The sequence below is a fragment of the Buttiauxella gaviniae ATCC 51604 genome (assembly GCF_001654835.1).
Taxonomy (GTDB): Bacteria; Pseudomonadota; Gammaproteobacteria; order Enterobacterales; family Enterobacteriaceae; genus Buttiauxella; species Buttiauxella gaviniae.
In genome coordinates, this window is the sequence record NZ_LXEP01000004.1 from 104,670 (window position 1) to 118,155 (window position 13,486).

12 protein-coding genes are annotated in these 13,486 nt (G+C 48.7%); 4 read left to right on the forward strand and 8 right to left on the reverse strand.

Annotated elements, in window-relative coordinates; all coding sequences use genetic code 11:
* Positions 1–9: 9 nt before the first annotated feature.
* The 3 genes from M977_RS02620 to M977_RS02630 all read right to left on the reverse strand — a co-directional run bounded on the left by M977_RS02620 (position 10) and on the right by M977_RS02630 (position 3,160).
* Positions 10–849, reverse strand: coding sequence for a carbohydrate ABC transporter permease (locus M977_RS02620; protein WP_064511992.1), 840 nt, complete (start codon positions 847–849; stop codon positions 10–12).
* A gap of 10 nt (positions 850–859) precedes the next feature.
* Entirely contained in the window at positions 860–1,744 is an 885-nt protein-coding gene (locus tag M977_RS02625; RefSeq protein WP_157092028.1) for a carbohydrate ABC transporter permease, read from the reverse strand.
* Positions 1,745–1,867: 123 nt separating this feature from the next.
* Positions 1,868–3,160 carry an ABC transporter substrate-binding protein gene (locus M977_RS02630; protein WP_064511994.1) on the reverse strand — a complete coding sequence of 431 codons (1,293 nt, stop codon included), beginning with the start codon at positions 3,158–3,160 and terminating at the stop codon, positions 1,868–1,870.
* 616 nt (positions 3,161–3,776) lie between these two features.
* On the opposite strand from M977_RS02630, the gene M977_RS02635 reads away from it, so the two are divergent.
* The 3 genes from M977_RS02635 to M977_RS02645 all read left to right on the forward strand — a co-directional run bounded on the left by M977_RS02635 (position 3,777) and on the right by M977_RS02645 (position 8,588).
* Positions 3,777–5,006, forward strand: a complete 1,230-nt coding sequence (locus M977_RS02635; protein WP_064512137.1) for an alginate lyase family protein — start codon at positions 3,777–3,779, stop codon at positions 5,004–5,006.
* Between the two features lie 20 nt (positions 5,007–5,026).
* Positions 5,027–7,045, forward strand: a complete 2,019-nt coding sequence (locus M977_RS02640; RefSeq protein ID WP_064511995.1) for a heparinase II/III domain-containing protein — start codon at positions 5,027–5,029, stop codon at positions 7,043–7,045.
* A gap of 199 nt (positions 7,046–7,244) precedes the next feature.
* Positions 7,245–8,588: an anaerobic C4-dicarboxylate transporter gene (locus M977_RS02645; RefSeq protein ID WP_064511996.1), complete on the forward strand. Its 1,344-nt coding sequence runs from the start codon at positions 7,245–7,247 to the stop codon at positions 8,586–8,588.
* A 139-nt stretch (positions 8,589–8,727) separates the two neighbouring features.
* Here M977_RS02645 and M977_RS02650 read toward each other — a convergent pair whose 3' ends face one another.
* Positions 8,728–8,979: a DUF2766 family protein gene (locus M977_RS02650; RefSeq protein ID WP_034496127.1), complete on the reverse strand. Its 252-nt coding sequence runs from the start codon at positions 8,977–8,979 to the stop codon at positions 8,728–8,730.
* A gap of 170 nt (positions 8,980–9,149) precedes the next feature.
* On the opposite strand from M977_RS02650, the gene M977_RS02655 reads away from it, so the two are divergent.
* Positions 9,150–9,722, forward strand: coding sequence for a sugar O-acetyltransferase (locus M977_RS02655; RefSeq protein WP_064511997.1), 573 nt, complete (start codon positions 9,150–9,152; stop codon positions 9,720–9,722).
* A 15-nt stretch (positions 9,723–9,737) separates the two neighbouring features.
* Here M977_RS02655 and M977_RS02660 read toward each other — a convergent pair whose 3' ends face one another.
* Genes M977_RS02660 through M977_RS02675 form a run of 4 tightly spaced genes read right to left on the reverse strand, consistent with a single transcriptional unit; the run spans position 9,738 to position 13,481 of the window.
* Positions 9,738–10,715, reverse strand: coding sequence for an ABC transporter ATP-binding protein (locus tag M977_RS02660; protein ID WP_064511998.1), 978 nt, complete (start codon positions 10,713–10,715; stop codon positions 9,738–9,740).
* Entirely contained in the window at positions 10,702–11,685 is a 984-nt protein-coding gene (locus tag M977_RS02665) for an ABC transporter ATP-binding protein (protein ID WP_064511999.1), read from the reverse strand. The genes M977_RS02660 and M977_RS02665 overlap by 14 nt, the downstream gene beginning before the upstream one ends.
* Positions 11,678–12,523: an ABC transporter permease gene (locus M977_RS02670; RefSeq protein ID WP_064512000.1), complete on the reverse strand. Its 846-nt coding sequence runs from the start codon at positions 12,521–12,523 to the stop codon at positions 11,678–11,680. Before M977_RS02670 ends, M977_RS02665 begins: the two co-directional genes overlap by 8 nt.
* Before the next feature lie 4 nt (positions 12,524–12,527).
* The gene (locus M977_RS02675) at positions 12,528–13,481 is read right to left on the reverse strand and encodes an ABC transporter permease (RefSeq protein ID WP_064512001.1); all 954 of its coding nucleotides are present in this window, start codon (positions 13,479–13,481) and stop codon (positions 12,528–12,530) included.
* Between the last annotated feature and the right edge of the window lie 5 nt (positions 13,482–13,486).

Genomic DNA, 13,486 nt, shown 5'->3' on the forward strand with positions numbered 1-13,486 from the left:
AGATTCTCCTTATCCTTTGACCGCGCCGGACATAATCCCGCGGTTGAAATGTTTTTGCAGACCGAGATAAACGATGATGCTTGGCAACATCGCCAGAAGCGTAATGGCTATAAATATGTTCGGAGTGATACTTTCATCGGTACGCAAGCTGCCGAGAATCACTGGAATAGTGTTCAGGCTGTCGTGGTTGACGACAATTAGCGGCAGCAGGTACTGGTCCCAAATCATGATGAAGCCAAACGTGACTACCGTGCCTAGAGCAGGTTTCACCAACGGCAAAATGACGTGGAAGAAGATTTGCCATTCATTCGCACCATCGATGCGTGCGGCCTCTTCTAGCTCTTTGGGAATAGCTGCCATGAATTCGCTCAGCACGAAGATGGAAAATGCCCAACCCACTACCGGCATGATCATCCCTAGATAGGTGTTATAGAGCGACGCATCAATCAGCGGCAGCTTCCAGTTGATTATCATGTACAGTGGAATAGCGATTACTTCTTCCGGCAACATCATGGTGGAGAGGATCACAAGACTCACCAGCGACACGCCGATGAACTTTTTACGCGCCAGGGCATAAGCAGCAAGCGCACTCACCGACACCTGCAAAATGGTGCCGACAAAAACGACAATCATTGAGTTAAGCAGATATTGCCAAACGCCAATGTCGTTCCAGGCGAATATAAAATTCTCCAACGAAAACTCATTAGGCCATGCCAGCAACTCGCCCGGTTTGACCGGTGCCCCGCTAAATGCAGTAGCAACAATGCCCCAGAATGGCCCAACGAATACAATCAGCAACAAGCCATAAATCATCCAGCGGCCTGCGATATCCCAACGTTTACCTAACATCGGTGGCTCCTTAATAACGGGCAATACGCTTTTTCAACGTGAGGTGACAAATCGTCAACAGCACGGTGAAGGCGAATAACAGGAACGACACCGCCGAAGCATAGCCGTAGTCAAATTGCTCAAATCCGAGTTTGTAGATATGGGTCATGATCATTTCAGTGGCGTTAGATGGCCCACCGCCGGTTGTGGCATACACTTCTGCAAACACACGGAACCCACGAATAAAGGAGAGCATCAACACTACTGAAATCGCCGGGATCATCCCGGGCAGCGTGACGTAACGCAGACGGTTCCACCAGTTCGCGCCATCAACGTTTGAGGCGTCATATAAATCGCGGCTAATGCCTGCCAGGCCTGCGATAAAGATAACCATGTTGTACGGCACCGCTTTCCAAATATGCAGCAACATGATGACCCACAGAGCCTGGTCTGAACTTGCAAGAAATCCCTGGTCGGCAATACCAAACCAGCTCAGGATGTGGTTCATCACACCGTTCGGAGTTGGGTTAAACAAGATTCGCCACATTTCGGCGACGATAGCCGCACTGGTTACCGCGGGCAGGAAAATGGCGGTGCGGATAAAACGCAGATGACGAGCGGGCCCTTCAAGTAACATGGCGAGGAAAAATGCCAGTACCGCTCCAACCACCATGGTCACCACGACATAAAGGAAGGTATTGAATACCGCCGCATGGAGTTCAATATCGGCAAAAGCGCGGGCAAAATTGGTAAATCCCACCCATTCGTCTGGTTGATTGAAGTTCACCTTGTAGAAACTCATCACCAGGCCTTGCAGCATGGGAATAAATTTAAACCAAGTGAAGATGACCAGTGCCGGAGCAAGAAACATCCACGGCACCAGATTCCGTTTCTGGCGAGAAGTTAACATCGTTATTTTCACTCTATAAAGATTCAGGCTGTGACTGAGTGTCAGGTGACGCTTCGCTTACCCGATCTACATTTCGGGGCATGCAGATGGATAAGCGTAAGAACCGTTCACCGAATTCAAAAATCAAACTTATTTCGCCAGCACCTGCTGTTTATCAAGCTCGGCATTGACCTTCTCATTGGTCACTTTCAGTTCGGCTGCAATATCACCATTACAGTCAGCCAGAATACGGTTGAAGCCATCGGCGGTTATCTGACGAATTGGCGTCCAGTTAGGCACCTGCGGCACATAACGCCCGTGTTCAGCGTAAAGTTTGGCGAAGGTTGCCCAACGTGCATCGTCATATACAGTCTGGATATCAACCTGTTTATTCACAGGTAAGCGCACCACCGGCATGTGTTTCGTGCCTTTGCCCATACCGATTTCTTGCCCTTCCTGGGAGATCATAAATTCGATGAACTTCCGCGCGGCTTCTTTATTCTTGCTACTTTTCATCATGAAGACAGTGGTGCCTTCGGCAAGAGTCGCACTACTTTTCGGCCCTTCGAGGGTCACGACTTCAAACTTGTCTTTACCAGGATCTTTATCAAACAATGCAATGTGATACGGGCCGGTGAAGAACATACCGGTCTGGCTTGAGCGGAATGATGGGATAATGTCTGCGGTTGTCGCGTTGATAGCACCAGGCTGAACAACTTTGTCGCACAGCATTCCTCGCATAAATGCCATGGTTTCAGCGGCAGCTGGCTCATCAAGCGAGGCTTTGAATTTACCCTTGCCTGATTCGCGAATGAAATCACCACCTGCCTGCCATAAAAATGCGCTCATAAACCAGCTGGCGTAACCACGCGTGGTGGAACCCGGCAACAAAAAGCCGTAGGTATCGTTTTTACCATTGCCGTCCGGGTCTTGTGTGGTAAAGGCTTTAGCCAGCTTTGCCACATCACTCCAGGTTTTGGGCTCAGGCATACCCAGTTTTTCACGCCAGTCTTTGCGAACAAACAGCGCAAAGGTTTGGGCAGAAGTGGGCACCCCATAGAATTTCCCATCGGTGTAGCGAGTACTTTCCCAGGCTGTAGGATAAATATTTTCGCCACCTGCAATGGATTTCGGATCTATTTCATCAGCTATTCCGAGTTGGATGAACTGACCAATGGCTACCGCATCATTGAAGATCAGATCGGGCAATGCGTTGCCTGCAGCGGCACGAGCAAGGCGCTGTTCAAAGTCTGTCGTAGCATTAAAATATTCGATTTTAATGCCTGTCTTCTTCTCAAAAGTTTCAGCCTCTTGCTTGTAAATATTTTTAGAATCATTGCTGGCACGGATCCAGACATTTAGTGTTTCAGCCGCAAATGTTTGCGAAGCACTAAAACCGAGGGCGGAGATCAGTAATACGGATTTTAATTTTGTGGAAAACATTTATATTCACGTCCTTATTTTAAGAGATTTGATTATTGAGGAAATGGAGTGAAGCAGATTATTTCAAGAATGAAAAAAGGCTGCGGAGTAATTAAATAGAATGCATGAGGTAAAAACAACGGGGCGAAACAGAAATAGCGTTTCATAATGTAGAAGTGTGCTTCAGGTCACGCAGCAAAGTCAGTCAAAAACCTCAGTTAAAAACATAACCATTAAATTCAATGAATTACATAAATAAAAAATACTCGTAACATTTGAAAAATAATTTAAAACCATTGATTTACGTGACTCCAGCCTCACTTTCTGAGGCTATTTACCCTTGAAAGCGTTAATTTGATGTGAGTCACATAAAAATTCATTCTGTCTCTTACACTGCGCACTCGGCATCATAAATATTATTCCCAATCTTATATTTTACGAATTAACAGTGCCTCTATAGATATATACCCAAAATAATTCAAGATGCAGGAAGGCGGCAAGAGAACGAGTCCCGATGAGCTTACTCAGGTAAGTGATTCGGGTGAGTAAACGTAGCCAACGCACATGCAACTTGAAGTATGACGGGTATAAATAACCAGATATTATTCCATTGGTGGACGGAGAAAATATGCGCCCGATGAAACCCATTTTATTGTCTTGCTTGTCATTACTTTCGTTAGCGGTTGCTAGCGTATTAACAGCATCGCCACTGTACGCCGCTGATGCACATCCATTGCAAATCAAACTTGATGATTTACGTTACAGCCAACAACAGCTTGCGGCGAGAAACCCTGAGTTTCTTGGCGCATATGAAAAGCTCATTGCCGGGGCTGACAAAGCGCTGGGCAAACCACTCTACTCGGTTATGGATAAGACTCTGACAGCCGCAAGTGGTGACAAACATGATTACTACAGCTTCCCTCCATACTGGTGGCCCGATCCGAACAAAAAAGATGGTCTGCCTTATATTCGTAAGGATGGTCAAACCAACCCGGATGCCAACAGCGACGCCACGGACAAAAAGCGCCTGGTGAATATGAGCAATGACGTTTGGACACTGTCGCTTGCATGGCAATTTACCCAAAAGCCAGCCTATGCCGAAAAAGCACGTGACCAGTTACTGAACTGGTTCGTTAATCCTGATACGCGCATGAATCCTAACCTACAACACGCTCAGGCAATCCCAGGGATTAATGACGGACGTGGAATTGGACTCATCGACAGCCGCACATTGGTGGAAGTCATCGATGCCGTGGAGTTACTACGCCCGGCTAACGTGATTAGTGATGATGAGTATCAAAAAATTAAACAATGGTATGGCGATTTCTACCACTGGATGACAACCAGCCAAAATGGTTTTGAAGAAGATAATTGGCACAACAACCACGGCACTTACTTTGATTTGCAGGCAGCGTCTTTTGCACTGTTTAGTGGCGATCTCGCTGCGGCTAAAAAGCGTCTGCAAATCACCCAACTGCGTCGTATTCCCGCTCATTTCGACAGAGATGGCCGCCAGATGGCAGAAATTGAGCGTACTCGTCCTTGGCATTACAGCAATTTCCACCTGGAAGCCTACAACAAACTTGGCCGCCTGGGAGAAATCGCGCAAGTGGATGTCTGGAACTTCACCCTTGATGACCGAAGCCTGCGTAAAGGTTACGCCTATGTCGCCAACTATGTTCACAGCAATGAGCCATGGCCGTGGAAAGATATCGACAAAATGGATGATGAAAAAGCGTTAGTGAACATGGTCAGTGCGGCTCGTGCATGGCCAGATGACAGCGCCTTTGCCGAAAAAGCACAATGGCTAATGGCAAAATATCCTGATGATATCTCCCATCTTATTACCCCATTAAAACAACACTGAAAGAGAGTAAGGATCGAGCGATGAAGCAGTTCACCACGCAACAACTTATTCTCCTTCGCCAACGCATGACCCAGCAGCCTGAAATAGTGGCGCAGTTGATTGCCGAAAATACCGTGGTGCTTAACAACCCGGTCAAAGTGCCGGAAACCGCACGGGCAACCTGGAACCTCTACTATTTCTGCCCGGATCACGGAGTCAGACTGAAGTGGGATCGTCACACCCCAACCTCCCATTGCTGCCCGGTTGATGGGCAGTCGTTTAGCGGAGAACCCTATGACGGAGCCTGGTGGCGCGAGCTAAATGGGCTGAATGCCAAAGCCTGCCACCAGCTTGGCTTGCTGTGGCAACTCACAGGTGAACAAGGTTATCTGGATAAGGTCCGCGAACTATTAATGCGCTATGCCGAGTTTTACCCGGGCTACGAAATCCACGGTGGTATCCCTTACAACGGCCCCGGAAAAATGAACGCACAGACGCTGTGCGAAGCCAATTGTATGCTGGATTTCACCCTCGGCTATGATTGCATCGCTGAAGCTTTGTCCGCGCAGCAGCGTGAATACATTACTAGCCGTTTATTACGCGAAGGTGCGCAATTCCTAATGGCCCATCGCACTGCCCAATTGCATAACCATGAGGTAAAAATCGGCTGTGCCATAGGGGTTCTCGGCTTTGTTCTCGAAGATGAGGCCTTGCTGGAATTTGCGGTAAATCAGCCTTACGGGCTGCGCTATCAACTTGAACATGGTCTGTTTGAAGAGGGACTGTGGTTTGAAGGGTCCATTCATTATCACTTCTACGCACTACAAGGATTCCTGGCATTCGAAAAGTTGGCTATTGGTTCGCGCTGGAGCTTGCTTGATGAGCCTTTCTATAAAAAAATGCTCAGCTTCCCTCTTGCGCTGCTGATGCCCGATGGCACCTTTCCACGTATCAATGATTGTATCTATGGCCAGGAAAAGCTCGATCATAGCCATCTGTATGAGTTTGCGTGGTATTACTACCAGGATGAGCGATACGCCGCGGCGCTTAAGGCTATTCGCCAGCAGTATCCAATGCCCCATTTTGATACCTTTGTTTACGACTCGCCACTGCCAGAGAAACTGCCGGAACTGATTCCTGAGTGTCACCTACACGCTCCAAATTGCGGCCTGACTATCTGGCGCAACTCGCAAAAAAAACGCGCATTACTGATAAAACACACGCCATTCGGCGGTGAACATGACCACTATGACCGCCTGAATATCCTGCTTTTTAATGGTGGGAAAGAGATCCTCCCCGATCTGGGCACCACCGGTTACGGCGCGCCCATGCATTATGCGTATTACAAAAATAGCGCCACCCACAATACGATCACGGTAAATCAAACCAACCAACCGCCTGCTGTGCCTGTGGTGCATCATTATCACGAAAGTGATGCATTTTGCTGGCTGGATACTGGAGTAGACTGGCGGCAAATTCCCCCGGATCTCGATAGCCATACGCGTGTGCAGTGGGATAGCGAAGCCTGGCGCGATGTGCGTTTTCGCCGTCGTTTACTGTGGCTGGATAACGCGATTATTGATATCAGCACTGTGCAAAACCCGCACAGCCAACAAATTGACTGGACGTTGCATCTTCTGGGTAAAGCGCTGGATAGCGAGGGAGAATGTGTGCAATTTAGCTCTCAAGGCCCTCTGGTGATTATGAAGCATGCCCGTTGCGTACAGTTAACCAATAGTCAGCCACGTCACTTCGCCACCCCTCATAATGGACAAGCGTTATGGCTGTACGGTCATGCTGAGTTATGGCAAGGAAATGCTCCTGATAACCCGGCGGTTCAAGATCTGAGCTATCTGGTTCTACGTAGCAAAGAACAAACCTCTCAGTTCATTTGCGTCTGGGATTTTGACCATCAACAACCGATCACCGATATGCACGTCACGCCGGATTCTAACGGTATGACAATCCAACTCAGACGTGGAGAAAGAACCTTACTAGTTGATATTTGTGAAGAATATGCAGTACTCCCACAACTTAAAACCTCACATATTCCCTTTTAAATTGCTGGGCGGATGCTTCTCCGCCCAACTCAATTAAACGCTTAATTTGCCAGGTTGGCATAGATACCGTCCATTAAATTGTTGATTTTTTGTTATAATCAATTGTTTTAATTGATTTTTAACAAATCCGATCTGCGTCTCAATGGTAATCCTTACAATCTGTAATGCTTTATACGATTGAATTTTAAAAGGGATTGTCATGATTACTATTGAATTTATTGTCATTATTTTATGCCTGCTGGTCGGGACTCGCTTTGGCGGGATGGGGCTTGGTTTAATCAGTGGAATTGGGTTGTTTATCCTGACTTTCATTTTTGGCCTTGAACCAGGAAAGCCGCCCGTTGATGTAATGCTCACCATTCTTGCCGTAATCGGTTGTGCAGCTACATTGCAAACCGCGGGCGGCCTGAATGTCATGATGCAGTTTGCTGAACGCCTACTGCGTAAACACCCGCAACACATCACACTGCTTGCTCCTTTCACTACCTGGATGCTGACGTTCCTGTGTGGAACCGGGCATGTGGTCTACACCATGTTCCCGATTATCGCCGATATTGCGCTAAAAAAAGGGATTCGCCCGGAGCGCCCAATGGCGGTGGCATCTATTGCTTCGCAGATGGCGATTACCGCATCGCCTGTCTCCGTCGCCGTAGTTTCCCTAATCTCAATTCTGGCCGCTAACCATGGCATTGGTCATGCCTGGGGCATTCTCGATATTCTCTGTGTTTCCGTTCCCGCATCGTTATTTGGCGTGTTAATTGCTGCACTGTGGAGTTTGCGTCGCGGTAAAGATTTGCAGGACGATAAAGAGTTTCAGGAGAAGCTCAAAGACCCAAAACAGCGTGAATTTATTTACGGCAGCAGCGAAACGCTGATGGACCAGGTGTTCCCAAAACAAGCCTACTGGTCAACCTGGATTTTCTTTGCTGGGATCCTGGTGGTGGTCTTATTGGGCGCTATTCCGACACTGCGTCCAGCGTTTGAAATTAAAGGCGCGTTAAAACCGCTATCAATGAATCTGGTTATCCAGATGATGATGCTGATTGCGGGTGCCGTAATGTTGATAGTCTGCAAAGTAAATGCATCCGCTATCTCTAATGGTGCGGTATTTAAAGCCGGGATGGTGGCGATTTTCTCGGTGTTTGGTGTCGCCTGGATGAGTGATACCTTCTTTCAAGCACACCTTGAAGAGCTGAAAATAGCACTGGAAGGCGTGGTGAAAAGCCACCCGTGGACTTATGCCATCGTGCTGTTTTTGGTTTCTAAACTGGTAAATAGCCAGGCGGCTGCGTTAACAGCTGTGGCACCGATGGGATTGATGCTGGGTGTTGAGCCGAAAATGCTGATTGCCTTCTTCCCGGCATCTTACGGCTACTTTGTCCTACCTACCTATCCGAGTGATCTGGCATGTATTGGCTTTGACCGCTCGGGCACCACGAAGATTGGTAAATTCATCATCAACCATAGCTTCATTTTACCAGGGTTGATTGGCGTGAGCTGTGCTTGTGCGGCGAGTTACTTGCTGGTGATGACGTTCTTCTAAAAATACCCGTCATACTTCAAGTTGCCTCTTTGTTGGCTGCATTCACTCACCCGAATCACTTACTTTAGTAAGCTCATCGGGATTTGTTCTCTTGCCGCCGCTATGCAACTTGAATTATTAGGGTATTTAACGGATGAAATTAATGCGCTTCGTTCTGGGGTGTAAACTTCAACTCAATCAAGCTAATCGCTTTCTGAATTGCGCGGCGGGTCACCGGATCTGCCGCTGCCGGATGAGTGGCGAAATCAATGGTCTTTAATTGATTAGCCATTTTTTCGCGCACTTCTACCGGTGCAATCACATCAATTACATCCAGAATTTGCTTAATCACCAGCTGGCATGCCACCACATCGGAAACCAGTTCCTGGTCGGCAGATAATTGTTCAGACATCATTTCTCTCCTGTTTCACAATGGGCGACATAGTACATTTCTGCACGCTGAAACGGTATCGGTAATCGACATTCCATTACTTTATTCGCGCAGCGAATTTTGTGGCTTTTACAACAGTATTTTTATGGTCACACGATTAGAATGCTGCCAATAAACATAAGGGCAGAACAATGACAGAACATGAAAAATTGCTGGCGGGTTTGCATTACAACACCCGAGATCCTGAATTGCTCGGGATGTATCACAACGCACGGGCGGTAACCAAACAATTGGCACAGCTGGATTCTCATGACTTTGAAACCAAACTTACGCTGCTGCGTGAAATGCTGGGTGGTTTTGGTGATGAAAGTTGGATTGAATTACCGTTGTGGTGTGACTACGGAAAGCACGTCACCATTGGCCGTAACTGCTTTATTAATACCAATGTGGTGTTTCTTGACTGCAATACCGTGACGATTGGCGATAACACATTGGTAGGGCCAAATGTTCAGTTCTACACCCCTGTACATCCGCTGTCGGCGAAAGAGCGCCTGACCGGAGATCCCGATTATCCATTCCTCACCAGCGCCAAACCGATTGTTGTTGGCAGCAATGTCTGGATTGGCGGCAATGTGGTTATTTTACCGGGTGTGACGATTGGTGATAACACCACGATTGGCGCAGGAAGCATTGTCAGCAAAGATATTCCTGCTGGTGTGCTGGCAATGGGGCAACCATGCAAAGTAGTGCGGGAGCTTGAATAAGCCCCCCGCTATTAATCACGAGTTTTCAAACAACCAACAAGCAACCCGATGCCCTGGTGAAATCTCTTGCATCACCGGGCTTTGGCTTTGGCATTTATCCATCGCCCTAGGGCAGCGATTGCAGAATTTGCAACCTGGCCAGTCGCTCATGGCACCTGGTAATTCGCCTTTAATGCCGCCTTGATCAAGCATTTGCACATGCGGATCGGCCACCGGGATTGAGGCAAGCAGTGCCCGGGTATATGGATGCGCCGGCTCTGTATATAGAGTTTCAGCCGGTGCTTCCTCAACCAGAGTGCCAAGATACATCACACCAATTCGGTCTGAAATATGGCGCACCATGGACAGGTCATGTGCAATAAACAGATATGTCAGCCCCAATGCCTGCTGCAAATCCTGCAAGATATTAACCACCTGCGCCTGCACGGATACATCTAGTGCCGACAGTGGTTCGTCGCAAAGCACAAACTCAGGGTTTACTGACAGAGCTCGGGCAATACTTATACGCTGCCGCTGGCCACCGCTAAACTCATGCGGGAAGCGGTTTAAGTGTTCCGCTTTTAACCCCACTTTTTCCAGCAGTTCAAGTGTGCGGGTTTCGCGCTGTTGTTTACCATAACCATGGATTTTCATCGGCTCGGCAATTAATTGCGCGACAGTCATGCCCGGGTTAAGCGATGAGTATGGGTCCTGAAAAATTGCCTGCATGCGACGGCGCAACGGTTTAAGTTGCTTGTCGCTCATCTTTGCAATGTCCTGGCCTGCAAACTCAATTTCGCCATCGGTAATATCAAACAGGCGCAGGACGCTGCGCCCAAGTGTTGATTTCCCGCACCCAGACTCGCCAACCAGCCCGTAGGTTTCACCTGGATAGATATCGAAACTCACCCCATCGACAGCTTTCACTGGTGGCGTTTTATTAAACCATCCCTGTTGGCTATGGAAATATTTGCGTAAGCCCTTTACACGGACTAATGGCTTAACGTCCTGCATTGTTCACCTCCGAATCCCATAACCAACACATTGCCTGATGACCCTCTCCGGTTTGGTACATCGGAGGCAGGCTGCTACAACGATCCATGCGCTGCGGGCAACGTTCTGCAAACGGGCAACCAGGTGGTGGGTTGAGTAACCCTGGTGGCGAGCCTTCGATAGGTGACAAACGAGCGCTTGCCTCGCCTGGGCGCGGCAATGATGCCAAAAGCCCGCGGGTATAAGGGTGCGCTGGACGGTAGAAAATATCCTCCACGCTCCCCTGCTCCATCACAAGCCCACCGTACATCACCACCACACGTGAACAAACCTGGGCTACGACCCCAAGATCGTGCGTGATGAGCATAATTGCGGTGTCGGTTTGCTGTTGTAGTTGTTTTAGCAGGCGTAAAATCTGCGCCTGAATGGTGACATCCAGTGCAGTTGTTGGCTCGTCGGCAATCAGTAACGCCGGGTGGCATGAGAGTGCAATAGCAATCATCACGCGCTGGCGCATACCGCCACTGAACTCGTGCGGATACTGGTTGTAACGCTGCTCCGCATTACCAATCCCCACCTGCTGCAACATGGCAATCGACTTTTCTTTGGCCGCTTTTTTACTGAGGTTCTGATTGCGTATCAGGATTTCGCTCATCTGCTTGCCAATGGTCAGCACCGGGTTAAGTGCCGTCATGGGATCCTGGAAGATCATGGCAATATCGTTGCCACGAATATGGCGCATTTGTTCGGGAGTTTTACGGGCTAAATCTTCGCCCATAAAATGGACATGGCCGCCTACGACCTTGCCGTTGCTACCTAGCAGTTTGAGCACTGATTTACAGGTAACACTCTTGCCGCAGCCTGATTCACCAACAATCCCTACCACTTCACCGCGTTTGACTGCAAAGCTTACACCGCGCACCGCCTTGACTTCCCCTTCGCGGGTGAAGAAGGACGTTTGCAGGTTATCGAGTTCCAGTAAGTTATTCATCGCGGTTAGCTCCGGGCTCAAAGGCAGTACGTAATACATCGCCCAATACGTTAAAACTCAGCACCGTCAGCAAAATAAGGACACCCGGGAACATCGCAAGCCATGTTGCTTCACCAATAAAGGATTGCGCATTGTTGAGCATGCTTCCCCATGAGGCATTTGGCTGCTGCACACCAAGTCCGAGGAAGCTCAGCGTCGACTCCATCAGAATTGCTGAGGCGATATTCAGCGTTGCCGCAACCATAATGGTCGGCAAAATATTCGGGATGATATGGCGCGCAATAATGATTAACGGATGCTCACCACACGCGCGGGCGTACACCACATACTCACGCTCTTTCACCGACAAGGTTTCAGCCCGCACCAGGCGCGACATATTCATCCAGGTCAATGCACTGATAATCAGGATGATATTGGCAATGCCGGGCTTCAGGTATGCGTTCAGTACCAACAGCAGGAAAAAGGCTGGGATCGACATCAAAATATCGACTACCCGCATCATCAGGTTATCGATTCGCCCACCAAAATAGCCGCTGACAGTGCCTACCAGCGTGCCAATCAACGTTGAAAATATCATTGCCAGAAAACCGACCATTAACGAAATCTGGCCGCCGTATAAAGCGCGAGTGAAATAGTCACGTCCGTAGTCATCAGTTCCGAACCAGTGTTGTGCATCCGGCGGTGTGAGTCTTGCGGTCAGTGACATCTGGTTTGGGTCCCAGGGACTGAATGTTGCCAATAATGCTGCAATGCTGAAAACGACCAGAACCAGAAGTGATAATTGAGCTGGACGATTACGTTTCAGGCCATGTTTAACTTGTTGCCAACGTCTACTCATCGTCTTACCTCAACGCCTTAATGCGCGGGTCTGCCACGCGATATAACATGTCAGCCAATAAATTGCCGACGATAAGCATCGTTGAAGAGAGCATGATCATCGCCATGATTAACGGGTAATCCAGGGAAGTTATCGACTGAATCCCCAACAGGCCCATACCTGGCCAGGAGAAGACGCTTTCAGTCACGTACGCCCCCACCACCAGCTCGCCAAAGGAGATACCAAAGAGTGTGATAACCGGCAGCAGCACGTTTTTAAGGACATGACGGAATAGGATTGAACGACGTGTAGCACCGTATGCCAGCTGCGTTTGCACATAATCAGCCGACAACTGCGTAATGGTGTTGGAGCGGATGTAACGCACGTAATTGGAAAGGTTATAAAAACTCAGTGCAATGCACGGCAAAATACCGTGACGAACCACATCAAGCCACGAGTCTTCCATACCAATTGTTCGCATGCCCATACTCGGCAACCAGTTTAGCTGCACCGAAAACACGGTTATCAGCAAAATACCAAACCAGAAGATAGGCACCGAAATACCAATATAGGCAAACATATTCAGGAAGTGATCAAGCCAGCGGTGTTTGTAAGCGCCTGCCACTAAACCCAGCGGGATAGCCAACACCATAGCCAGAACTAGTGATGCACCCATCAGGCCAAGAGTTGCAGGAATGCGCTCGGCAATCATAGTTAACACCGGGCGATGGTAAATCAGTGAGTAGCCTAAATCCCCTTGCAGCACGTTTTTTAGCCACAACAGGTATTGCATAAACATGGGCTTATCGAGCCCCAGGCTGTGGCGGATACGCTCGATATCCTCCGGGCTCATACGCGGAGTAATATAAGCCTGCACCGGGTCGCCGGGAGCCAGTTTGACCAGCAAAAACGACACCAGCGAGATGAAGAACAGCATCGGCACCAGTTGGGCCAGGCGTCGGACTAACACATTGTTCATACTGC